Source organism: Microbacterium sp. Marseille-Q6965 (genome assembly GCF_946151065.1).
Lineage (GTDB): Bacteria > Actinomycetota > Actinomycetes > Actinomycetales > Microbacteriaceae > Microbacterium.
The window spans coordinates 928337-950911 of record NZ_CAMGZA010000001.1; the positions used below are offsets into that span (position 1 = coordinate 928337).

19 protein-coding genes are annotated in these 22575 nt (G+C 71.8%); 13 read left to right on the forward strand and 6 right to left on the reverse strand.

Translation table 11 applies throughout. The annotated features are described in order from the left end of the window. Positions 1–71: 71 nt before the first annotated feature. The 4 genes from N8N77_RS04495 (at position 72) to N8N77_RS04510 (ending at position 5496) form a co-directional block, all read left to right on the forward strand. A complete protein-coding gene (locus N8N77_RS04495; protein WP_261164972.1) occupies positions 72–1697 on the forward strand; it encodes an ABC transporter substrate-binding protein in 1626 nt (541 codons plus the stop codon). A 64-nt stretch (positions 1698–1761) separates the two neighbouring features. Beyond that, positions 1762–2847, forward strand: coding sequence for an ABC transporter permease (locus N8N77_RS04500; RefSeq protein WP_261164973.1), 1086 nt, complete (start codon positions 1762–1764; stop codon positions 2845–2847). 1 nt (position 2848) lies between these two features. After that, the gene (locus N8N77_RS04505) at positions 2849–3862 is read left to right on the forward strand and encodes an ABC transporter permease (RefSeq protein ID WP_261164975.1); all 1014 of its coding nucleotides are present in this window, start codon (positions 2849–2851) and stop codon (positions 3860–3862) included. Then, positions 3859–5496, forward strand: a complete 1638-nt coding sequence (locus N8N77_RS04510; RefSeq protein ID WP_261164977.1) for an ABC transporter ATP-binding protein — start codon at positions 3859–3861, stop codon at positions 5494–5496. The genes N8N77_RS04505 and N8N77_RS04510 overlap by 4 nt, the downstream gene beginning before the upstream one ends. Positions 5497–5550: 54 nt before the next feature. On the opposite strand, the gene N8N77_RS04515 is transcribed toward N8N77_RS04510, so the two are convergent. Beyond that, complete coding sequence (locus N8N77_RS04515; protein WP_261164979.1) at positions 5551–6951, reverse strand: NAD(P)/FAD-dependent oxidoreductase; 1401 nt, start codon at positions 6949–6951, stop codon at positions 5551–5553. Positions 6952–7031: 80 nt separating this feature from the next. Beyond that, the gene (locus tag N8N77_RS04520; RefSeq protein WP_261164981.1) at positions 7032–7709 is read right to left on the reverse strand and encodes a hypothetical protein; all 678 of its coding nucleotides are present in this window, start codon (positions 7707–7709) and stop codon (positions 7032–7034) included. 182 nt (positions 7710–7891) lie between these two features. On the opposite strand from N8N77_RS04520, the gene N8N77_RS04525 reads away from it, so the two are divergent. From N8N77_RS04525 to N8N77_RS04545, 5 genes are all read left to right on the forward strand, one after another. Further along, positions 7892–8095: an AsnC family protein gene (locus N8N77_RS04525; RefSeq protein ID WP_261164982.1), complete on the forward strand. Its 204-nt coding sequence runs from the start codon at positions 7892–7894 to the stop codon at positions 8093–8095. A 4-nt stretch (positions 8096–8099) separates the two neighbouring features. Next, a complete protein-coding gene (locus N8N77_RS04530) occupies positions 8100–10040 on the forward strand; it encodes an ABC transporter ATP-binding protein (protein ID WP_261164984.1) in 1941 nt (646 codons plus the stop codon). A 39-nt stretch (positions 10041–10079) separates the two neighbouring features. Continuing rightward, entirely contained in the window at positions 10080–11204 is a 1125-nt protein-coding gene (locus N8N77_RS04535) for a winged helix DNA-binding domain-containing protein (protein WP_261164985.1), read from the forward strand. After that, positions 11201–13234, forward strand: a complete 2034-nt coding sequence (locus N8N77_RS04540; RefSeq protein ID WP_261164987.1) for an alpha/beta fold hydrolase — start codon at positions 11201–11203, stop codon at positions 13232–13234. Before N8N77_RS04535 ends, N8N77_RS04540 begins: the two co-directional genes overlap by 4 nt. A 131-nt stretch (positions 13235–13365) precedes the next feature. Beyond that, a complete protein-coding gene (locus N8N77_RS04545) occupies positions 13366–13698 on the forward strand; it encodes a hypothetical protein (protein WP_261164988.1) in 333 nt (110 codons plus the stop codon). 70 nt (positions 13699–13768) lie between these two features. On the opposite strand, the gene N8N77_RS04550 is transcribed toward N8N77_RS04545, so the two are convergent. The 3 genes from N8N77_RS04550 to N8N77_RS04560 form a co-directional block, all read right to left on the reverse strand. Continuing rightward, on the reverse strand, positions 13769–14677 hold the full coding sequence (locus N8N77_RS04550; protein WP_261164990.1) for a cation-transporting ATPase: 909 nt from the start codon (positions 14675–14677) through the stop codon (positions 13769–13771). A gap of 160 nt (positions 14678–14837) precedes the next feature. Next, positions 14838–15305, reverse strand: coding sequence for a pyrimidine dimer DNA glycosylase/endonuclease V (locus N8N77_RS04555; protein WP_261164992.1), 468 nt, complete (start codon positions 15303–15305; stop codon positions 14838–14840). Between the two features lie 124 nt (positions 15306–15429). After that, positions 15430–17202 carry a phosphoenolpyruvate carboxykinase (GTP) gene (locus N8N77_RS04560; RefSeq protein WP_261165615.1) on the reverse strand — a complete coding sequence of 591 codons (1773 nt, stop codon included), beginning with the start codon at positions 17200–17202 and terminating at the stop codon, positions 15430–15432. 179 nt (positions 17203–17381) lie between these two features. Between N8N77_RS04560 and N8N77_RS04565 the strand changes: the two genes are divergently transcribed. After that, complete coding sequence (locus N8N77_RS04565; RefSeq protein WP_261164994.1) at positions 17382–18836, forward strand: helix-turn-helix domain-containing protein; 1455 nt, start codon at positions 17382–17384, stop codon at positions 18834–18836. Positions 18837–18878: 42 nt separating this feature from the next. Next, the gene (locus tag N8N77_RS04570) at positions 18879–19409 is read left to right on the forward strand and encodes a hypothetical protein (protein ID WP_261164996.1); all 531 of its coding nucleotides are present in this window, start codon (positions 18879–18881) and stop codon (positions 19407–19409) included. 10 nt (positions 19410–19419) lie between these two features. Here N8N77_RS04570 and N8N77_RS04575 read toward each other — a convergent pair whose 3' ends face one another. Beyond that, complete coding sequence (locus N8N77_RS04575; protein WP_261164998.1) at positions 19420–19881, reverse strand: carboxymuconolactone decarboxylase family protein; 462 nt, start codon at positions 19879–19881, stop codon at positions 19420–19422. Positions 19882–20103: 222 nt separating this feature from the next. On the opposite strand from N8N77_RS04575, the gene N8N77_RS04580 reads away from it, so the two are divergent. Both N8N77_RS04580 and N8N77_RS04585 read left to right on the forward strand, forming a co-directional pair. Beyond that, positions 20104–21027 carry an alpha/beta fold hydrolase gene (locus tag N8N77_RS04580; protein ID WP_261164999.1) on the forward strand — a complete coding sequence of 308 codons (924 nt, stop codon included), beginning with the start codon at positions 20104–20106 and terminating at the stop codon, positions 21025–21027. Positions 21028–21049: 22 nt separating this feature from the next. Then, positions 21050–22570 (forward strand): ABC transporter substrate-binding protein, encoded by a 1521-nt coding sequence (locus N8N77_RS04585; RefSeq protein ID WP_261165001.1) that lies wholly within the window; start codon positions 21050–21052, stop codon positions 22568–22570. Positions 22571–22575 lie beyond the last annotated feature (5 nt).

Below are 22575 nucleotides of genomic sequence, written 5' to 3' on the forward strand. Positions count from 1 at the left end.
CGCGACGCGTGCGCCCGCAACCCGGTGCGGGCACCAAGACACAGCCGTCCTGATCAGAAAGCGGACACCGCATGACACTCCCCCACAAGGCGCGCTCGCGCGCCGTGGCCGTCGCCCTCCCGACCGTGGCCGTGCTCGCCCTCGCGGGCTGCGCCGGCGGTTCGACCGACGGCGGCGACGCCGCGGGCGACAACGTGATCCTCGTCGGCACCACCGACGCCGTCACGCACCTCGACCCCGCCGGCTCGTACGACAACGGCTCGCTCACGCTGCAGACGCAGGTGTTCCCGTACCTCGTCAACACGGCCGAGAACAGCACCGAGGTCGTGCCCGACCTCGCCGAGACGGCCGAGTTCACGGGCCCCACCGAGTACACGGTGACGCTGCCCGAGGGCCTGAAGTGGGCCAACGGCAACGACCTCACGTCGAGCGACGTCAAGTTCACGTTCGACCGCCAGCTCGCCATTGCCGACCCGAACGGCCCCTCGTCGCTGCTGTTCAACCTCGACTCGGTCGAGGCGCCGGACGAGACCACCGTGGTGTTCCACCTCAAGAGCGAGAACGACCAGACCTTCCCCATGGTCCTCACCTCGTTCCCCGGCGCGATCGTCGACGAGGAGACGTTCGCGGCCGACGCGGTCACCCCGGACGAGTACATCGTCGAGGCGAACGCCTTCGGCGGCCCGTACTCGATCACCGACTACACGTTCAACGAGCTCGTCGAGCTGACCCCGAACGAGAACTACCAGGGCCTGCACGACGCCGCCGCGAACGAGGGCGTCATCATCAACTACTACGCCGAGTCGTCGAACCTGAAGCTCGCCGTGCAGGAGGGCGAGGTCGACGTGGCCTACCGCAGCCTGTCGGCCAGCGACGTCGCCGACCTCTCGGGCGACGAGAACCTCACGGTGCACGAGGGCCCCGGTGGCGAGATCCGCTACATCGTCTTCAACTTCAACACGCAGCCCTACGGCGCCACCACGGACGAGGCCGACCCGGCCAAGGCGCTGGCCGTGCGCCAGGCGGTCGCGTCGCTGATCGACCGCGAGGCGCTCAGCGAGGACGTGTACGACGGCACCTACACCCCGCTCTACTCGCACGTTCCGCAGGGCTTCGCGGGCGCGATCGAGCCGCTGAAGGAGCTGTACGGCGACGGTGAGGGCGGCCCCTCGGCCGAGAAGGCCGCCCAGCTCCTGGCCGACGCCGGCGTCGAGACCCCCGTGCCGCTGGCGCTGCAGTACAGCCCCGACCACTACGGCCCGAGCTCGGCGGACGAGTACGCGCTCATCGAGCAGCAGCTCGAGGCCGACGGCCTGTTCGACGTGACGCTGGCCGGCACCGAGTGGACGCAGTACTCGGACGACCGCGTCAACGACGTCTACCCCGCGTACCAGCTGGGTTGGTTCCCGGACTACTCGGACGCCGACAACTACCTGACGCCGTTCTTCCTGATCGAGAACTTCCTCGTGAACCACTACGAGGACCAGGAGGTCAACGACCTGATCCTGCAGCAGGCGTCGACGCCCGACCAGGCCGAGCGTGAGGCGCTCATCGAGCAGATCCAGCAGCTCGTGGCCGAGGACCTCTCGACGGTGCCCTACCTGCAGGGCGCCCAGGTCGCGGTGAGCGCTTCGGACGTCGAGGGCATCGTCCTCGACGCCTCGTTCAAGCTGCGCATGGCGTCGCTCACCCGCTGATCCACTCTCACGAGGGGGCGGTCCCGAATCGGGACCGCCCCTTCCTCACGACTAGGATTCCTCCGTGGCAGACACCGCAACGGCTCCGCCCGAGGCCGTTCCCGCCGCCGCCCGCAAGGGCGCGCGTGGCGGGGCGACGCTCTGGCGTTACGTCCTCATCCGCTTCCTGCTGATCTTCCCGACGATCTTCATCCTCGTCACGACCGTGTTCCTCATGATGCGCGTGACGGGCGACCCGATCACGGCCGCGCTCGGCGGGCAGCTCACCCCCGCTCAGCTCGAGGAGCGCATCGAGGCCGCCGGCTACAACCGGCCGCTCATCGTGCAGTACCTCGAGTACCTGGGTCAGATCCTGCGGGGCGACTTCGGCACCACCCTCGACGGCCAGCCCGTCGTCGGCGTGCTCGCGCGCTACGGCGGCGCCACGCTGGAGCTGGCGTTCTACGCGCTCATCGTGGCGTTCGTCGTCGGCATCCCCCTCGGCATGCTCGCCGCGGCCCTGCGGGACCGCTGGGGCGACGCCGTGCTGCGCGTGTTCGCCATCCTCTGCTACGCCACGCCGGTCTTCTTCGCGGGCCTGATCCTGAAGCTCGTCTTCTCCGTGTGGCTGGGCGTGCTGCCCTCGTCGGGACGCGCGTCGCCCCGCATCGAGCTGCAGCTGAACCGGCTCGACAACTCGACCGGCATCTTCACCATCGACGCGATCCGCACGGGCAACCCGGCGATCATCGGCGATGTGCTCCAGCACGCGATCCTCCCGGGCGTCGCACTCGGCCTGCTCACCGCGGGCGTGTTCCTGCGCCTCGTGCGCACCAACGTCATCGGCACGCTGGCGATGCCCTACGTCGACGCCGCCCGCTCGCGCGGCATCAGCGAGTACCGCCTCGTGCGCAAGCACGCCTACAAGCCGGCCCTCATCCCGATCATCACGGTGATCGGCCTGCAGATCGCGATGCTGCTCGGCGGCGCGGTGCTGACCGAGACCACGTTCGAATGGATGGGCCTGGGCTATCAGCTGAGCGAGTACCTCAAGGCGCGCGACTACGTCGCCGTGCAGGGCATCGTGGCGCTGCTGGCCGTGATCGTGGCGCTGACCAACTTCATCGTCGACATCATCGCGGCGTTCATCGATCCGAGGGTGAGGTACTGACGTGCCGAAGACCGCAAGCCGGCGCCGCCCGCCCCTTTGGACGCGGCTGCCCATCGTCCACCAGTTCCGACAGTCCGTGGGACTGCAGCGGGGCATGCTCACGGCGGGACTCGTCATCTGCGGCGTGTTCCTGCTCACGGCGATCTTCGCGCCGCTCATCGCGCCGTATGAGTTCAACCAGCTGCGCGACGCGGCCGGGGAGACCTTCGCCCCGCGCCAGGCGCCCAGTGCCGAGCACATCTGGGGCACCACCATCGCCGGCTACGACGTGTTCTCGCGCGTGCTGTGGGGCGCGCGCACCGCGCTGCTGGTGATCGTCATCTCGGTGCTCATGTCGATGCTGCTGGGCGTGCTGCTCGGCCTCGTCTCCGGTTACATCGGCGGCTGGGTCGACCGCGTGCTCGTCGTGATCGCCGATGCCGTGTACGCCTTCCCGTCGCTGCTGCTGGCCATCGTGAGCGCGATCATCATCTCGGGCGGCCGCTCCGATCTGTGGGGCGGCATCTTCGCCACCGCGATCTCGATCACGGTGGTGTTCATCCCGCAGTACTTCCGCGTCATCCGCGCGGAGACGGTGCGCATCAAGTCGGAGGCCTTCGTCGAGGCCGCACAGGTGATGGGCGCCTCGACCTGGCGCGTGATGGCGCGCCACGTGTTCCGCAACGCCACGCGCACGCTGCCGCTGGTGTTCACGCTGAACGCGTCGGAGGCCATCCTCACCCTCGCCGGTCTGGGCTTCCTCGGCTTCGGCATCGAGCCGAGCGCGGCCGCGGAGTGGGGCTACGACCTCAACCGCGCCATCGAGGACGTCACCGCGGGTCGTTGGTGGACCGCCGTGTTCCCCGGCATCGCGATCGTGCTCGTCGTGATGGGCATCACGCTCGTCGGCGAGTCGCTCAACGACCTGGCGGACCCCCGCCTGCGCACCCGCCGCCGGGCGGCGGCGGCCACCCCGGCCGACGCCGTCGCCGCCACCACTCCCGCCGCCCGCAACGAGATCGGAGAGGTCGAATGACCGGCATCGCACCCGCGGTCGAGATCCGCGACCTGTCCATCACCTTCGCCACCGACGCCGGCGACGTGCCGGCCGTGAAGGGCATCTCGCTCGATGTGAGCCCGGGCGAGGTGCTGGCGATCGTCGGCGAGTCCGGATCGGGCAAGACCGTCACGGCCCGCTCGATCCTGGGCCTGCTGCCGGAGACGGCGCGCCTCGGCGGCGCGGTGGTCCTCAACGGCACCGACGTGGTCGGCCTCGCTCCCGACAAGCTGCGCGCCCTGCGTGGACCCGACGCGGCCATGATCTTCCAGGAGCCGATGACGGCGCTCAACCCGGTGTATCCGGTGGGGTGGCAGATCGCCGAGGGCCTGCGCGCCCACGGTGAGGTCTCGAAGAAGGAGGCCAGGCGGCGCGCGATCGACATCCTCGGCCGCGTGGGGATCCCCGATCCCGAGACGCGCGTGGATCACTACCCGCACCAGTTCTCGGGCGGCCAGAAGCAGCGCATCGTCATCGCACAGGCGCTCGCACTGCGGCCCTCGGTGATCATCGCCGACGAGCCGACGACCGCGCTGGACGTGACGGTGCAGGCGGAGATCCTCGACCTGCTGCGGCGCGCGCGCACGGAGTTCGGCACCGCCATCGTGCTCATCACGCACAACATGGGCGTGGTGGCCGACCTGGCCGATCGCGTGGCCGTGATGTACCGCGGAGACATCGTCGAGACGGCTCCCGTGCGGGAGCTGTTCGCGACGCCTCAGCACGAGTACACGCAGCGGCTGCTCGCGGCCGTGCCGCGTCTGGAGGTCGCCGATCGGGCCTACCTCGGCGACCCCGAAGCACCTCCGATCGTGGAGGCGAAGGGGCTCGAGATCGAGTACCCGGGGCGCTTCGGCCAGAAGCCGTTCCGAGCGGTCAAGGGCGTGGACTTCACGATCCGTCCCGGAGAGGTCCTCGGGCTCGTGGGCGAGTCGGGATCGGGCAAGACGACGATCGGCCGCGCCATGGCCGGCCTCGCCCCCGTCACCGGCGGCTCGCTGCGCGTGCTCGGCACGGAGATGAACGGCCGTCGGGAACGGGACTTCCGTCGCTCGCGCCGCGAGCTCGGCTTCGTGTTCCAGGACCCCGCCTCGAGCTTCAACCCGATGCTCACGATCGCCGACGCGATCGCCGAGCCGCTCGTGGTGCACCGCGAGGCCTCCTCCCCCGCGGACGCCCGCGATCGTGTGGACGAGCTGCTGGAGGCGGTGCAGCTGCCCAAGGAGTTCGGCGATCGCTTCCCCCACGAGCTCTCGGGGGGCCAGCGCCAGCGGGCGAGCCTGGCGCGCGCGCTCGCGCTCAACCCGCAGCTGCTCATCGCGGATGAGCCGACGTCGGCGCTGGACGTGTCGGTGCAGGCGCGCGTGCTCGAGCTCTTCCAGGAGCTGCAGGAGCGTTTCGGCTTCGCGGCGCTGTTCATCACGCACGACCTCGCGGTGGTCGACCTGCTCGCCCACCGCGTCGCGGTGCTGCACCACGGCGAGATCGCCGAGGAGGGCCCGACGGCCCAGGTGCTCGGCGACCCGCGGAACGATTACACGCGTCGGCTCATCGCCTCGCTGCCCGTGCCCGACCCCGTGGAGCAGGCCGCCCGCCGCGCCGCCCTCGGCTGAGCGCACGAGGGGCGGTCGCGCCGGCGAGCGCCGCGCGGCCGCCCCTCGTGCGTGTCACAGCCCGTACTCCTCCAGCAGGCGCAGCCAGAACTCGCTCACCGTCGGGTACGACGGCACGGCGTGCCAGAGGCGCTCCAGCGGCACCTCGCCGACGACGGCGATCGTCGCGGCGTGGAGCATCTCCCCCACGCCGGCGCCCACCAGCGTGAGACCGACCAGCACGTGGCGGTCCTCGTCGACGATCGCGCGCACCCGACCCGCGTAGTCGTCGGCGACCAGCCCGGCACCGGCGATGCTCCCGAGGTCGTAGTCGATCACGCGGTGCGGCAGGCCCCGCTCGCGCGCCTGCGCCGCGGTGATCCCGATCGAGGCCACCTCCGGATCCGTGAAGACGACCTGGGGTACGGCATCGTAATCCGCGGGCGCCGCGTGGCGGGTCCAGCCCTCCCCCTCGATCCGCTCGCCCCGGGCACGGGCGGCGATCGCCTCGCCGGCGGCTCTGGCCTGGTACTTGCCCTGGTGGGTCAGCAGCGCGCGCCCGTTCGCGTCGCCCGCCGCGTAGAGCCACGGCACCCGCGTCGAACGCAGCGTGTCGTCGACGTCGATCGGGGCGCCCTGCGCGAGCCCGATGCTCTCGAGCCCGAGATCCTCGGTGCGCGGTGCGCGCCCGGTCGCCACGAGCACCTCGTCGGCCCTCACGACCCCGCCGCCCTCGAGCGCGATGCGCACCTCTGTGGCGCGCTCGACAGACGCGACCGACGCCCCCTCGCGCACCTCGACACCCCGCGCGCGCAGCGCGTCGCGCACCGCCTCACCCGCGAAGGGCTCCATCCCGCGCAGCAGCGGCCCGCGCGACAGCACGGTCACCGCGCTGCCGAGGTCGTGGAGGAATGTCGCCGCCTCGACCGCGACCACGCCACCGCCGATCACCGCGAGTCGGGCGGGCGGCTGGCGTACGGAGGTGACGTGGCGGCTCGTCCACGGGCGCGCCTCGTGCAGCCCGGGCGTGTCGGGGATGCGCGCGTCCGACCCGGTCGCCACGACGACCGCATGTCGCGCCCGTAGCTCCGTCTCGCCGCCCTCGCCCGTCACCCGCACGACGCGCTCCCCCGCGATCCGGCCGTGTCCGCGGATCAGCTCAATGCCGGCCGAGCGCAGCCACTCGACCTGACCGTCGTCGTGCCAGTGCGCCGCGAACGCGTCTCGTCGCGCGAGGATCGCCGCCGGCTCCAGCTCGCCGCCGGTCACGCCCGCGACGGCTCTGGCGGCGCGCAGGGCGGCCCCCGGGCGCAACAGGGCCTTGGAGGGCATGCACGCCCAGTACGAGCACTCGCCTCCGACGAGCTCGGCCTCGACGATCACCGTCTCCAGGCCACCGCGCGTCGTGCGGTCCGCCACGTTCTCGCCGACCGGTCCCGCACCGACGACGACGACATCCACCTCACGCGTCTGCATGTCGCCGACGCTACGGGCGCTGCACGCGGCGCACAACGGGGCGGTCGCGCTCCCCGACGCCGCTGCGCTCTGCTCGCGCGTCAGGGCTCGATGGGCAGCGGCACGTTCCCCGAGATGATGTGGTCCTCATAGTCGGGCACCTCGCCGTCGACCACCCGGTCGATGCTGAAGCCCATCGTGTAGTCCTGCTCTCCGGCGTACCAGTACACCTCTCCGTAGGAGGCGGACTCGCCCGCCGCGAGCGCCATGTTGTCGTTGCCCGTCTGCTCCTGCACGGCCGGGCTGTCGAAATCCCGCGAGTCGGACGGGACCCCGTACTCCTCGAGCAGCCCCGTCAGGTACGACTCGGGGCTGACCTGCAGGTACTCGTTCTCCGCGAAGTCGAACAGACCGTCACCCTGGCCGTGGGGCAGCACGACCTCCTCCTCGCCCACGTTCGTGATGACCGTCTGCAGCAGCACGACGTCGTCGCCCGCGACGAACAGCGGCTCGTCGGTCTCGGTATCGGCCCACGCCGAGTCCTCCGTCGCCGCCTCGATCCCGAGCTGGTAGAAGTCCACCCGCACGGTGTCGTTGGCCATCGAGTTCAGCCACGTGCCCTGCGGCTCGACGGGCAGCGCCCACTCCGCCGCGCTGAACGACACAGGCGGCTCCGTGCCCACCTCGGGGCCACCGGTCGCGCCCGATCCGCCACCGCTGCAGGCGGTGAGAGCGAGCGCCGAGAGGGCGATGACAGCGAACGGTGCAGACTTCTTCATTGGTTCCCCCTGAGGTCGCGCGGATGAGCGCCGTGCACCAGTCAACCAGGGCGCGTTCGCCCCTCCCGCCAGCGCACATGGGCAGAACTCCCCGCCCCGGCGACCGGATCGGTCGAGCCGCCACACCACCACGGCGTCAACCAGGATTGACGACCCGCCGCGCCGTCAACTACTGTTGACGCATGGTCGCCACCGCCACATCCGAACAGGGGCCGGAGCAGCCCCTCAGCGCACTTCGCCGGCTCGCCGAGCGCCGCCGCGAGCTCAGTCGCGAGGAGGAGGCGCTCGTGCGGCGCGCCCGCGTGCTCGGGTACTCATGGGAGGCGATCGCGATGGCGCTCGGCGTGAGCAAGCAGGCGGCTCACAAGAAGTTCGGACGAAAGTAGAGCCGTGAGCACCGACGCACCCCGCCACTCCCACCGCCGCGCCCCGCCCCACGAGGGCCCCCGCGCGACCTTCCGGCAGCTGCTGCCCTTCCTCTTCGAGCACAAGGCCGTGCTCGCGGTGGTGGCGGTGCTCAGCGTGATCGAGGCGGTGTTCACGCTCGTCCAGCCGCTGCTGATCGGCCAGGGGATCGAGCGGGTGCAGGTCGGCGAAGCGCTCGGCGGCATCGTGTGGCTGCTCGTCGGGCTGGTGGTCATCGCCTCCGCGGTCGGCGCCTATCAGCACTACCTGCTGCAGCGCACGGGCACCGCGATCGTGTACTCCAGCCGCCGGCGCCTCATCGGCCGTTTGCTGCACCTGCCCATCAGCGAGTTCGACGCCCGTCGCACGGGCGACCTCGTCTCGCGCGTGGGCACCGACACCACCATGCTCTACGCCGTGCTGACGCAGGGTCTGGCCGACAGCGTCGGCAACGCCCTGCTGTTCATCGGGGCGCTCGTCGCAATGATCTTCATCGATCCGATCCTGCTGCTGTCGATCGTCGGCGTGCTCGCGGTCGCCGTCGCCCTCGTCGTATCGCTCAGCGGGCGGATCCGAACGGCCACGGCCGAGCAGCAGGAACGCGTGGGCGAGCTCGCGTCCGGGGTGGAGCGCGCGATCGGGGCGATCCGCACCGTGCGGGCGGCGGGGGCGACCGAACGCGAGAAGGAGTCGGTGGCACGCATGGCCGAGGCGGCATACGGTGCCGGCGTGCGCGTCGCCAAGGCCTCGGCCCTCGTCGTGCCGGTGGCGAGCATCGCCCTGCAGGCCTCGATGCTCGTCGTGCTCGGCGTCGGCGGGTTCCGCGTGGCGTCGGGCGCGATCTCGATCGCGAGCCTGATCACCTTCGTCATGTTCCTGTTCCTCATGGTGATGCCGCTGGCCTCGTTCTTCGGCGCCATGACGTCGGTGGGCCAGGCTCTGGGCGCGCTCGGGCGCATCCAGGAGGTGCTCGACCTGCCCCTGGAGGACGACGGCGACCAAACCGCCGGCGGCGCAACGAAGGAAGACCGCCCGGCTGCGCGCACCGGCGGGGCCGAGACCGACACGGCAACGGCCGGATCTCCTTCGTTGTGCGCGGACGCCCCGGCCATCGCGTTCGAGGACGTCCGGTTCCGTTATCCCGAGGCGGCGGTCGCCGCGCGTGCGGAGGCCGAGAAGGAGGCGTTGAGCCTGGCAGCCGAGGCGCACCTCGACACCGAGTCGATCACCGCGCCGGGCGAGCCGAACGAGGTACTGCGCGGCGTCTCGTTCGAGGTGCCCGTCGGCGCTCGCGTCGCGCTCGTCGGACCGTCGGGCGCCGGCAAGTCGACGATCCTCGCGCTCATCGAGCGCTTCTACGACGCCACGGCGGGGACGATCCGCATCGGCGGCATCGACATCCGCGATCTGCCGCGCGCCGAGCTGCGCCGCCGCTTCGGCTACGTGGAGCAGGACGCTCCCACGCTTGCCGGGACCATCGCCGACAACCTGCGGCTCGCCTCGCCCGATGCCACCGACGAGGATTGCGAGCGCGTGCTGCGGCAGGTGAACCTGGGCGACGTCATCGACCGCTCCCCCGCGGGCATCGACACCGCCGTGGGCGAGGACGGCGTGATGCTCTCCGGCGGCGAGCGTCAGCGCCTCGCCATCGCGCGCGCCCTGCTGGCCGCGCCGCCCATCCTGCTGCTGGACGAGTCGACCTCCTCGCTCGACGGCGTCAACGAGCAGCGCATGCGCGAGGCGATCGATGCCGTGGCGGAGGGGCGCACCCTCCTCGTTATCGCGCACCGCCTGTCGACGGTCGTCGACAGCGACCGGATCGTCGTGCTGGATCGCGGCCGCGTCGTGGGGCAGGGCACGCACAGCGAGCTCGTCGAGTCCACGCCGCTCTACCGCGAGCTCGCGAAGCACCAGCTGCTCGTCTAAGGCGTCCGCGATGTCGGGCCCCGACGGCATGATGGGCGCATGGACCTCGCGAGGCTGCGCGCCCTCCGGCTGCGGCACCACCGGCTGACCGCCCCGGCACGCAGCGTGAGCGCGGCCGCCCGGCACCTGCTGTGCGTCCAGTCGCAGGACTACTGGGGCGGGCGGCTCGCGCTCGCGCTGCGGGCGCGCGGCGGCATCGCCGGTCAGGTCGACGCCGCGTACGATCGCGGCGAGCTGGTGCGGGCCTGGACGCAGCGTGGCACGCTCCACACCGTGCCGGCGCGGGACCTGCGCTGGGTGCTGTCGGTCACCGCGGAGCGCACCCTCGCGCAGAGCGCCACACGACGCGCTCAGCTGGGCCTGGATGACGCGACCGTCGCGAGGGCACGCGAGGCCCTCGTCGGCGCGCTGCGCGGTGGTGGCGCGCTGAGTCGCGCCGAGGCGCTCGCGCTGTGGGACGCCGCGGGCATCCCCACGTCCGGTGGGCGCGGCTATCACCTGCTGTTCCACATCGCACTGAGCGGCGTGATCTGCTGGGGACCCGCGATCCGGCGCGACGGGCTGGAGCCGCGGGAGCAGCGAATCGTGCTGATCGACGAGTGGATCACCGACCACGATGCGCCAGAGGATCCGCTCGCGGAGATGTTCGCCCGCTACGTCGAGGGCCACGGCCCCGCCACGGCCGAGGACTTCGCGTGGTGGGCGGGCATCACGAAGACCGACGCCCGCCGAGCGGCGGCCGCCGCCGCGCATCGCCTGGGCATGGTCGAGGCCGGGGGCGACACGTTCTTCGTGTCGTCGTCGCCTCCGCGCCGTTCGGCCGGCGCCCCCGCGACGCACGCTCTGCCGACGTTCGAGGAGTACTACATCGCCTACGCCGACCGCTCCCGCGTCGCCTCGTTCGACGTGATGCGCGCGGCGGGTCCGGGGGCGAACGGCATGGTGCGTTCCCTGCTCCTCCACGAGGGCGAGGTCGTCGGCCTGTGGAAGCCCCCTCCGCCGACCCAGCGCGCCAGCGCGGAGCCGACGTTCGAGCTGATCCGCCCCGCACCCGAGGAGGCCGTGCGGGCCGCGCTGGATCACGCCATGGCGGCGCTGCGCGGGTCGGCGCCGGCGGCTGGGCGTGACGACGGCGACGCGCGCTCCGTTAGCGTGAGTGCATGACCTCGCCGTACGACGACCTCGACCAGTTCATCGCCCTCCCTCGCGTCGAATCGCTCGCGCTGTCACCGGATGGCTCCTGGGCGGCGGCGACCGTCGCCACGCTCAGCGCCGACCAGACGGCGTGGGAGCGCGCGATCTGGCGCGTCCCGGTGCGCGGCGAGGGTCGACCGGTGCGTCTGACGCGCTCGGCCAAGGGCGAGGCCGGCGCGGCCTTCCTGCCGACGGGCGATCTGCTGTTCACCTCCGCACGGCCGGACGCCGAGGACAAGGACGCACCCGAGGACAAGCCGCAGCTGTGGCTGCTGCCGCGCGAGGGCGGCGAGGCCCGCGCCCTCACGTCGCTCGCGGGCGGGGTGGGGCAGATCGCGGCGATCGCGCGAGAGGCGGGCACCGTGATCGTGTCCGCCGGTCTGCTGCCCGGCGCGGAGACCCTCGACGGCGAGGGCGAACTGCGCAAGAGGCGCGCCGACCTCAAGGTGCAGGCGATCCTGCACGAGACGCTGCCGGTGCGGCTGTGGGATCACGACCTCGGCCCCGCCGAGCCGCACCTGCTCGCGGTCGACGGCGACCTCGCGGCCGCGGTCGCCGCGGGTGAGCACGCGCGCCCCGCGCTGCGCGACCTCACGCCGAGGCCGGGCCGGTCGCTCGACAGCGCCGAGCAGTCGATCACCCCCGACGGTCGCACGCTCGTCAGCTCCGTCCGACGGGTGGAGGACCGCGCCTTCACGAGCGATCTCGTCGCGATCGACGTCGCCACCGGCGAGCGCGCGACGATCCTCTCGGAGCCGGGCTTCGAGTACGAGAGCCCCGTCGTGAGCCGCGACGGCACCCGCGTGGCGTATATCCGCTCGGCACGCACGACGCCCCAGGGGCCGTCGGATTCGGAGCTGTGGGTCGCCGCGATCGACGGTTCCGATCCCGTTCGCCTCGCCGCCGAGTGGGACCGCTGGCCCTCGTCGTTCCGCTTCGCCGCCGACGACGCCGCCCTCATCGCGACCGCCGATCACGACGGCCGCGGACCGGTGTTCCGGATCCCGCTGGACGGATCCGCCCCGGCGCAGCTCACCCACGACGACTACGCCTACTCCTCGCTGGACATCGCGGACGACGGCACGATGACGGCGCTGCGCTCGAACTGGATCGAGCCGCCGCACCCCGTACGGATCGGACCGGACGGTTCGGTCGTGCCGCTGCCGACGCCCGCCCCGGTGCCCGCGCCGAACGCGACGATGGAGGAGGTCGAGACGACCGCGGAGGACGGCGCCCGCGTGCGGGGCTGGCTGCTGAGGCCGGCAGGCGCGACGAGCCCCTCCCCGCTGCTGCTGTGGATCCACGGCGGACCGCTGAACAGCTGGAACGCCTGGAGCTGGCGGTGGACGCCGCAGCTCATGGTCGCCAAGGGCTACGCCGTGCTGCTGCCGGATCCGGCGCTGTCCACGGGCTACGGCCTCGACTTCATCGCGCGCGGATGGAACGCGTGGGGCGGCAAGCCGTACACCGACCTCATGTCGATCACCGACGCCGTCGTGGCGCGTGACGACATCGACGACGCCCGCACGGCCGCCATGGGGGGCTCGTTCGGCGGGTACATGGCGAACTGGGTCGCCGGTCACACCGACCGCTTCCGGGCGATCGTCACGCACGCCAGCCTGTGGGCGCTGGACCAGTTCAGCGGCACGACCGATGTCCCCACCTATTGGCGCTCGACGTTCACCCCCGAGGGCCTCGTCGAGAACTCGCCGCACCGCCACGTCGAGAACATCCGCACCCCGCTGCTCGTCATCCACGGCGACAAGGACTATCGCGTACCGATCGGCGAGGGCCTGCGGCTGTGGAGCGACCTCTACGCGCACCACGCCACGCCCGAGGGTGAGATGCCCCACCGATTCCTGTACTTCCCCAACGAGAACCACTGGGTCCTCACCCCACAGCACGCGAAGGTCTGGTACGAGACGATCTTCGCGTTCCTCGCCGAGCACGTGCTCGGTGACCGGCGCGGCTACCCGGAGGTGCTCGGCCAGAACGGATGACGGCGCCGGCCGTGGTGCTTGTCCGCCGGCTGCGTCTTCCGCCAGCATGGCCCGGGGACCTCCTTCGCCCGCACCCCGCGTGACGTCCCCCGCCCGCCCTCGAGCGGCGCGCCCGTCGGGTGGGCGTGCGCATGACGGGCGGCGAGGGCTCTCGGCACGTGGCCGCGCGGCGTCTCGCGGGGTGGGCGGTGGCGACGGTGGGCGTGCTGTGGACCCTCTTCTCCATCGCGCCGTCCCTGACGCTCGTCGCGGGCGGCGCAGTGGGCGGGTCCGCCGGCTTCCCGCTGATGCTGCTCGGGATCGCGGCGCTGGAGCTGGCGGTCCCGGTCCTGCTGGGGCTCGCCGTGGCGAACGCGGCGCGACGGTGGTGGCTGTGGCTCGCCTGCGCCGCCCTGGCGGTCATCGCGGTGTGGAGTGCCGCTCCCGCGCTGGGGACCCTCGGGGTGTTCTGGGGCCCGCGATAGGCGAGCGGCGCGAGGCAACCACGGGTGACACGCTCCTCCCCCGCGCAGCACCGGCCCGGAGGGTGAGGGGTCAGGGACGGAAGAGGTCGTCGATCCCCGGAATCCGCAGGTTCGAGAGGTGCTCGCCCCAGCCGGACACCTGGTCGCCGAGTCCGTTCAGGTGCTCCCCGGCTCCCGCGGCGACATCGCCGATCCCCTCGGTCATGCCGGCGACATCCACATCCGCACCGACGCCCTCCGCGAGGCCCTGCAGGTCGACGCCCGAGGCGAGCGCATCGACGTCGATGCCGCCGGCGAGGGCCTGCTCGATCAGCTGGCCGCCCGCTGCCGTCGCGACCGCGCCCCCGGCCACCGCCGCGAGGAGGCCGCCCGCTCCGGCGAGGCCGGAGGCGGCGCCCCTCGCGCGCCCGCCCCGTCCCGCGCGCGCCAGCAGGCCCGCCAACCGCCCGGGCCGGCGGACCTCGGCCCGAGTCGCCGCCCGCGCCAGATCGGCCGGGGCCGCGGTGCGAGGCTGTTCCGCAGGGTCGAGTTCGGAGCGCATCGCCGCCTCGAGTTCGGCGCGCTGCGCAGGCGTCAGCCGCTCGAACGCCTCGCGGTGGATCTGCTCGACCTGGTGCGGCTCGGCCGTGCGCAGCAGGTACTGGTAGCGGGCGACGGCGCGGCCGTCGTCCGTCGCGCCGGCCGGAGGGGGCACGAGCCCGTGCCGGAACCCGGCCGGCGCCGACGGCACCGCCTGCTCGCGGCCCGACCGATGCGACCGGTGGGGGTTCGACGACGTCGCGCCGGCCGCCGGGTCGTCCGGTCGCGCCGATCCGGCGTCGCCGGTGACCGTGTCGGCGATGGTGCGGACCACCGAGCGCCAGTCGGCGCCCGACGCCCTCCCGTTCGTCGGCGAGCCGGACGAGGGCGCGGCGCTCGAGGACGCGGCCTTGTCGATGGCCTTCGATGCCATGCCGATGAAACGAGACAGCTTGCTCATGAGGTTCCCTTCCGCGGGGTCGTCGGCGCACACGGCGCCGGGACGGCCCGGACGTCAAGGTCTCCTCCACCCGGTGAGGACCGGGCCGGTCATCCGGGATGCGACGACGCATCCGTGGTGACGGCTGACCGCGAACGGGAGTACTCCCCTCGGTTGCCCATCATACGGGGCCGCTCGCGTCCTCCCCCGACGGCCAGGCCGCCCTCTCCCAGCTGGCGACGCCACCCGGCACGCGCACGAACAGCGGGTGCGGGTCGGGCTCGCGCAGCCCGCGCCAGGCGGTCGCCGTGTCGGGGCTGCGCGCGCCGAGCTTCGCCAGGAGCAGTGCCCACTCCAACCGAAGCTGCCCGTCGGCGACCGTGAGCGGCCCCTCGAAATCGGCGGCGGCGCGGATGCGGTTGCGGTCGAAGCGATACCCGCGGCGATCGGCCTCGCTCGCCACGCCCTCAAGATAGGCGCCGATGGCGCCCAACGGATCGGGGCAGGTGCGGAAGCGCTCGAGCTGAGGATGGCGCGTGTAGCCACGGGTGCCCCCGGCGAGCACCGCCTGGGCGAGCAGACCCTCGCGCCAGCAGGCCGTCAGGCCCTGTCGATCGAGGTATCGCGGATGCAGCGACCACAACCTCATCGCCCCGACATTACCCGCCACCCGCGCAGAGAAGCGGCCCGCCCCCGGATCGGAGAGGGGGCGGGCCGCTGTGTCCGCGATCCCGGCGTGCGGTCCGGGTTCGCGGGCGAAGACCTGCGTGCGGTCAGGCCTTCGCGGCTCGGAGGCGGCGGCGCAGTGCCGCCAGCTGCGCGCGCAGCTCGGCGGGCACACGGTCGCCGAACGTGTCGAAGAACTCCTCGACCAGGTCGGTCTCCGCCAACCAGGAGTCGGGGTCGATGGCGAACAGCTCTTCGAGATCGGGCGGCGGCACCTCGATGCCGTCGAGGTTGAGCGAGCCGGGTTCGGGCAGGCGCCCGATCGGTGAGGCGACGGCACCGGTCTGGGTCGTCAGGCGCCGGACGATCCACTCGATCACGCGCGCGTTCTCGCCGAAGCCCGGCCACAGGAAGCGGCCGTCGGCGCCCTTGCGGAACCAGTTGACCTGGAAGATGGCGGGCGGCGCCGTCACCCGGCGGCCCATCTCCACCCAGTGCGCGAAGTAGTCGGCCATGTTGTAGCCGCAGAACGGCATCATGGCGAAGGGGTCGCGGCGCAGCTCCCCCACGGTTCCCTCGGCGGCGGCCGTGCGCTCGGACGAGATGGTCGATCCCAGGAACACCCCGTGCTCCCAATCGAAGGCCTCCACGACGAGCGGCACGTTCGTCGCGCGGCGGCCGCCGAACAGGATCGCATCGAGCGGCACGGCCTCCTCCCAGTCCGCCGCGATGGACGGCGCCTGAGCGGCCGAGACCGTGAAGCGCGAGTTCGGGTGCGCCGCGGGGCGCCCGGACTGCGGCGTCCAGTCGTCGCCGCGCCAGTCGATGAGGTGCGCGGGCGGCTCGTCGGTCAGGCCCTCCCACCACACGTCGCCGTCGTCCGTGAGGGCAACGTTCGTGAAGATGACATCGCGCCGCAGCGTCTCGACGGCCGTGACGTTCGTCGCAGCGCCCGTGCCGGGGGCGACGCCGAAGAACCCCGCCTCGGGGTTGATCGCCCACAGACGCCCGTCCTCGCCGGGGCGGATCCAGGTGATGTCATCGCCGAGCGTCTCCACACTCCATCCGGGGATCGTCGGGCGCAGCATGGCGAGGTTCGTCTTGCCGCAGGCCGACGGGAACGCTGCGGCCACGTGGAAGGCGCGCCCCTGCGGATCGACCACGCGGATGAGCAGCATGTGTTCGGCCATCCAGCCCTGGTCGCGCCCGAGCACCGAGGCGATGCGCAACGCGTAGCACTTCTTCGCGAGGATCGCGTTGCCGCCGTAGCCGGACCCGAAGGACCACACCTCGAGCGAGTCGGGGAAGTGGACGATGTACTTCTCGGGGTTCGAGGGCCAGGGCACGTCGTCCGCCCCCTCGACGAGCGGTGCGCCGACGCTGTGCACGGTGCGCACGAACGGCGTCCCCTCGGCGATGAGCTCGACCACCTCGTCGCCCACGCGGGTCATGATCTCGATCGATGCCACCGCGTACGGACTGTCGGTGAGCTGCACGCCCAGCTGTGAGATCGGACCGCCGACCTTCCCCATCGAGAAGGGCACGACGTACATGGTGCGTCCGCGCATGGAGCCCTCGAACAGGGGGCTCAGGGTGGCGCGCATGTCGTCGGGAGCGACCCAGTTGTTGGTCGGGCCGGCGTCCTCCTCCCGTGTGGAGCAGATGAAGGTGCGCGACTCGAGCCTCGCCACGTCGTCCGGATCGGAGCGAGCAAGGAAGGAGTTCGGCCGCTTCGCGTCGTTCAACCGCAGCAGGGTGCCACGCTCCACCATCTCGGCGAGCAGCTCCTCGTGCTCCTGGGCGGAGCCGGAGACCCAGCGGATGCGATCGGGCCGCGTGAGGGCGGCCACCTCGTCGACCCAGGCGAGCAGCTCGGCCATGCCGGGACCCGCGACGGCCGGGGCGGTCGCCGAGGCCGTCGGGGCGGGGTGCGTGTCGATCGTCACGTGAGCTCCTTCGCTGAATGGACGAGGGGGTAACTCCAGGATGAGCGCCCTTCGCGGCCGCTTACCGGCGAAAGCCACCGAAAGATTTCACGATCTTTAGATATGCTCAAGGAATGACTCCGGCGCCCGATTCGAAGGGGCTCGAGCTGCGCACGCTCGGCCACCGCATCCGCCATTACCGCACCCAGCAGGGCTTCACCCTCGACGAGCTGGGCGCGGCGGTGGGAGTGGCGGGGAGCCAGCTGAGCCTCATCGAGAACGGAAAGCGCGAACCGAAGCTCTCACTGTTGCAGGCCATCGCCGAGGCGACGGGCACGAGCGTCGCCGACCTCATCTCGGGCGGGCCGCCCAATCGCCGCGCCGCGCTGGAGCTCGAGCTGGAACGGGCGCAGTCCAGTCCCGTGTTCCGCCAACTCGGGATCCCCCCGGTGCGGGTGACGAAGTCGATCAGCGACGAGACCATCGAGTCGATCCTCGGACTGCACCGGGAACTGCAGCGCCGCGAGAGCGAGGCGATCGCCACCCCCGAGGAAGCGCGCCGCGCCAACACCGAGTTGCGGCTGCGCATGCGCGAGCGCAACAACTACCTGCCCGAGATCGAGAGGCTCGCGGAGAAGCAGCTGGCCGCCGCGGGCCACACGGCCGGCGCGCTGAGTCACCGCACCGTCAGCATCATGGCGGAGCAGCTCGGGTTCGAGCTCATCTATGTGAGCGACCTGCCGGCCGCCACGCGATCGATCACGGATCTGGAGAACGGCCGCATCTACCTGCCTCCGGCGTCGATCCCGGGCGGCCACGGTCTGCGGTCGATGGCGCTGCAGGCGATGGCCCACCGCCTGCTGGGGCACAAGCCGCCCACCGACTACGCCGACTTCCTGCAGCAGCGTCTGGAGATCAACTACTACGCGTCGTGCTGCCTCGTGCCCGAGACCGCGGCGGTGGCCTACCTGAACCAGGCCAAGAAGGACCGCAATCTCGCCGTCGAGGATTTCCGTGACGCCTTCGGCGTCACTCACGAGGCGGCGGCGATGCGCATGACCAACCTCATGACGACCCACTTCGACATGCCGCTGCACTTCCTGCGGGTCGGGTCGGCCGGCCAGATCGAGCGCGTCTACGAGAACGACGGCCTGCCGCTGCCCGAGGACGTGACCGGATCGATCGAGGGCCAGATCGTGTGCCGCAAGTTCTCCGCACGCGACGCGTTCGAGCAGCAGAACCGCACCACCGAGCACTATCAGTACACCGACACCCCGGCGGGCACCTACTGGTGCTCGACGCAGACGGGGTCGCGCGACGACGGTGACTTCTCGATCACGGTGGGCGTGCCGTTCGACGACGCACGGTGGTGGCGCGGGCGCGAGACCCACAATCGCGCCACGTCCACCTGCCCCGACGAGTCGTGCTGCCGTCGCGCGCCGAACGAGCTTGCCGACCGCTGGCGCGGCAAGGCATGGCCGAGCGCGCGCGTGCACACCCACATCTTCACGCCGCTGCCGCGCGGCACCTTTCCGGGCGTCGACGACAGCACGGTCTTCGAGTTCCTCGAGCGCCACGCCGAGAGCTGACCCTCGCTGGAAGCGGCGAGCGGGGCGTGACATCCTGACGTCATGAGGGCTTGGGTCGTGCGCTTCGGGAGCATGTACGCGTTCAACGTGCTCGTGCTGCTGGTGGCCGGCTGGCTGACGCCGGCGCGCGTGGGCTGGAATGCGCTGTGGTCGGCGGTGATCCTCACGCTCGCGACGATCTTCCTCAAGCCCCTGCTGGCGAGGGTCTTCCGGGGCGCGACGGCGGGGATGGCCCGCCGCGCCGGGATGGGCGAACGCCTCACCGAGTACGCCGTGGTCTACCTCGTCGCGCTCGGCATCTGGGTCGTGACTCTCCTCTTCTCCGGCTCAGACGCGGGCGGTTTCGGCGGGTGGATCCTGCCGCCGTTCATCCTCCTGATCGGGTGGGCGATCTACGACGTCGTCGACGACCGGATCGAGGCGCACACCGGCGCGCTGTACGACCGCGCGACGGGCGGCGCGCCGCAGGCGCCCCCCGCGGCGCCCGGACCGAACCCGGCCGCGGAGGCGGGGCGGCGCGAGCTGCGCGATGGTCTCACCGTCGAGCAGCGGCGGCTGCTCGACGACCTGTGATCGGCGCGGATCAGGGACGCGGCGGCACCGGGTAGCGACCGGCGATGACGATGCGGTTGAACGCGTTGATCTGGACGGCGAGCCAGCTCACGCCCACGTACTCCGGCTCGGTGAGCACCGCGCCCACGCGGTCATAGACGTCGTCCGAGACGCCGCCGCGGTGGATGAAGGTGAGCGCCTCCGCCAGCTCGAGCGCCGCACGCTCCCGCTCCGAGAACACACCCGACTCGCGCCACACCGGCAGCTGTGCGAGGTCGTCGTACGTGATCCCCGCCTTCGCGGCGCGGTCGGCGTGCACGCGCGCGCAGTACGCGCAGCCGTTCAGCTGCGAGCAGTGCAGCAACACGAGCTCCTTCATGCGCTCGTCGACGCCGTTCTCGCGCGCGATCCGCGCCGCCGTGTCGGCGAAGGCGTCGAGCGCCTGGTACGCCGCCGGCGCCGCCTTCGACAGGTGCACGCGCTTCTCGGACATCGATCCTCCTCGCTCTGCGGCCGTCGTGGACGCCTGGGACGACAGTACCGCGCGCGTGCCGCAGGAAGGCCGAAATCAGTATGCACGTTAGAGCGACCGATTCGGTGCCATTTCGCCTAATGTTCACGCGCCGAAATGTGGCAGATTGATCCGCGATTTCCACGCGAGCACGTGCTGGCATCACAATGGAGCGATTCACGGCCAGCCACGAAGGGACCCGCTGTGAGCTCTGACAGCCCGCGCCACGACGACATCGACGAGTTCTCGTTTCTGGCGCAGCAGGCGGCCGACCTCGGCGTCGCCGTGCCGGCGGCCCGACGGCTCGACCTCACCCTGCCCGACGGCCGCGTGCTGAGCGGCGTGGCGCTCGGCGAGGGTGCGCCGCGCGTCGTACTGCTGCATGGCGCCGGACTGAACGCCCACACGTGGGACGCGACGGTGCTGGCCCTGGGCGCGCCGGCGGTGGCGATCGACCTGCCGGGGCACGGCGACTCGTCGTGGCGCGACGACGCCGCCTATGCGCCGCGCCTGCTCGCCCCGGACGTCGTCCGCGGCATCGAGGAGTGGGCCGCCGGCCCCGTCGTGCTCGTCGGCCAGTCGCTCGGCGGTGCCACGGCCGCCGCGGTGGCCGCCGCCCGGCCCGATCTCGTGCGCGCCGTCATGCTCGTCGACATCGTCCCGGGCATCGACGAATCCGGCCCCGCGGAGCTGCGCCGCTTCTACGAGCGCCTCACCTTCCCCTCCCGCGAAGACCTGCTCGACCATGTCGTCGCGTTCGGACTGGGCGGCGGGCGCGAGCAGGCCCGACGCGGCGTCGTGCTGAACTCGCGCGTGCTGCCCGACGGCACGGTGGAGTGGAAGCACCATTTCGCCCGCATCGCGGCCTCGGCCCTCGCGCCGGCAGCACGCACGGACGACGGCGAGCGCTGGGCAGACCTCGAGGCGGTGCGCGCGCCCCTCACGCTCGTGCGCGGCACCCGCGGGTTCGTCTCGCCTGCCGCCCTCGACCGCTTCCGATCCCGACTGCCCCAGGCCGATGTCGTGGAGCTCGAGGCTCCCCACAACGTGCAGGAGGTCGCGCCCGACGCTCTCGCCGCGCTCATCCGCTCCACGCTCTCCTCGACCGCACCGGAGGGCGTCGCCTGACGCGCTCCCCCGAAAGGACACCATGTCGCTCACTCCTCGCCGCGGCATCCGCGCGGCAGCCATCGCCTCCGTGCTCGCCGGGGCTCTCGCCCTCGCCTCCTGCTCCGCGAGCGGTCCTTCTCCCGAACCGACCGAGCCCGATGCGGACGCCACGCTGCGAGTCGGCCTCGTCCTGGAGCCCGACAACCTCGACATCCGCCGCACCTCGGGAGCGGCGCTCGAGCAGGCCCTGATCGACAACGTCTACGAGGGCCTCGTCAGTCGCACGCCGCAGGGCGAGGTCGTGCCGCGCCTCGCAACGGAGTACGAGGTCTCCCCCGACGGCCTGACCTACACCTTCACGATCGCCGACGGCGTGACGTTCCACGACGGCGGGGAGCTCACGGTCGAGGACGTCGTCGCGTCCCTCGAAGCGGTGCGGGCGGACGAGTCCTACGTCGATCATGCAGTGCTCGCCAATGTCGCGTCGGTCGAGGCGCCGGACGACACGACCGTGGTGATCACGCTGAACGAGCCGAACCAGAACTTCCTCTTCGCGCTCGCGGGGCGCGCCGGCCTCGTGTTCGACGAGGGCGACGAGACAGACCTCCGCACGGCCGCCAACGGCACCGGACCGTTCACGGTCGCGGAGTGGGTCGACGGCGACCACGTGACGCTCGCGCGCAACGACGCGTACTGGGGCGACCCGGCGGGCGTCGCGGAGGTGGTGCTGCAGTACATTCCCGAGGCCACCGCGCTCGTCAACGCCGGGTTGGACGGATCCCTCGACGCGATCACGGCCGTCGACCCGGAGTTCGTCCCGGAGCTCGAGGGCTCTTTCGAGGTGAGCGAGGGGCTCACGACCGACAAGTTCATCCTCGCCTTCAACGACGCCGCGCCGCCGCTCGACGACCCCCGCGTGCGGGAGGCGCTGCGGATGGCGATCGATCATCAGGCGATCGTCGAGACGGTCGGCGCGGGCACCCCTCAGTTCGGCCCGATCCCCGAGCTCGACCCGGGCTACGAGGACCTGTCGGACGTCGTCGGCTACGACCCCGAGGCCGCGCGCGAGCTGCTCGCCGAGGCCGGTGCGGAGAACATCGAGCTGGAGCTGACGATCCCGAATGTGTACGGCACGACGGTCTCCACCCTGCTCGTGGGTGCGTTCGACGAGATCGGCGTTCAGCTGAGCGTCGAGCCGGTCGAGTTCTCCACGTGGCTGAACGACGTGTACACCAACCAGGACTACGAGCTCAGCTACGTCAACCACGTCGAACCGCGCGACTTCGACACCTGGACCGACCCGGACTACTACTACGCGATCTCGGACGAGGAGGTCCTCACGCAGGTGCAGGGCCTGTACGCCGATGCCATGCGCGAGACCGATCCGGACGCGTCGGCGCAGCTGCTGGCGGAGGCCGCCCGGATCGTCGCGGAGTACCACCCGGCCGATTGGCTCTACACCCGCGCCGACATCGTCGCGGTGGCCCCGGGAGTCGAGGGCTTCCCCGCCGACGCCACGAGCACGCGCCTGCCGCTGGCCGGCGTGACGTTCGCGGGCTGACGGCG

Bases quoted from the DNA above. Each gene is read 5' to 3' on its own strand.
- N8N77_RS04535 (WP_261164985.1), top strand. From the start codon at position 10,080: ATGGACCTCGCGAGGCTGCGCGCCCTCCGGCTGCGGCACCACCGGCTG.
- N8N77_RS04565 (WP_261164994.1), top strand. From the start codon at position 17,382: ATGACTCCGGCGCCCGATTCGAAGGGGCTCGAGCTGCGCACGCTCGGC.
- N8N77_RS04570 (WP_261164996.1), top strand. From the start codon at position 18,879: ATGAGGGCTTGGGTCGTGCGCTTCGGGAGCATGTACGCGTTCAACGTG.
- N8N77_RS04540 (WP_261164987.1), top strand. From the start codon at position 11,201: ATGACCTCGCCGTACGACGACCTCGACCAGTTCATCGCCCTCCCTCGC.
- N8N77_RS04515 (WP_261164979.1), bottom strand. From the start codon at position 6,951: ATGCAGACGCGTGAGGTGGATGTCGTCGTCGTCGGTGCGGGACCGGTC.
- N8N77_RS04575 (WP_261164998.1), bottom strand. From the start codon at position 19,881: ATGTCCGAGAAGCGCGTGCACCTGTCGAAGGCGGCGCCGGCGGCGTAC.
- N8N77_RS04550 (WP_261164990.1), bottom strand. From the start codon at position 14,677: ATGAGCAAGCTGTCTCGTTTCATCGGCATGGCATCGAAGGCCATCGAC.
- N8N77_RS04520 (WP_261164981.1), bottom strand. From the start codon at position 7,709: ATGAAGAAGTCTGCACCGTTCGCTGTCATCGCCCTCTCGGCGCTCGCT.
- N8N77_RS04510 (WP_261164977.1), top strand. From the start codon at position 3,859: ATGACCGGCATCGCACCCGCGGTCGAGATCCGCGACCTGTCCATCACC.
- N8N77_RS04545 (WP_261164988.1), top strand. From the start codon at position 13,366: ATGACGGGCGGCGAGGGCTCTCGGCACGTGGCCGCGCGGCGTCTCGCG.
- N8N77_RS04560 (WP_261165615.1), bottom strand. From the start codon at position 17,202: ATGGCCGAGCTGCTCGCCTGGGTCGACGAGGTGGCCGCCCTCACGCGG.
- N8N77_RS04495 (WP_261164972.1), top strand. From the start codon at position 72: ATGACACTCCCCCACAAGGCGCGCTCGCGCGCCGTGGCCGTCGCCCTC.
- N8N77_RS04525 (WP_261164982.1), top strand. From the start codon at position 7,892: ATGGTCGCCACCGCCACATCCGAACAGGGGCCGGAGCAGCCCCTCAGC.
- N8N77_RS04555 (WP_261164992.1), bottom strand. From the start codon at position 15,305: ATGAGGTTGTGGTCGCTGCATCCGCGATACCTCGATCGACAGGGCCTG.
- N8N77_RS04585 (WP_261165001.1), top strand. From the start codon at position 21,050: ATGTCGCTCACTCCTCGCCGCGGCATCCGCGCGGCAGCCATCGCCTCC.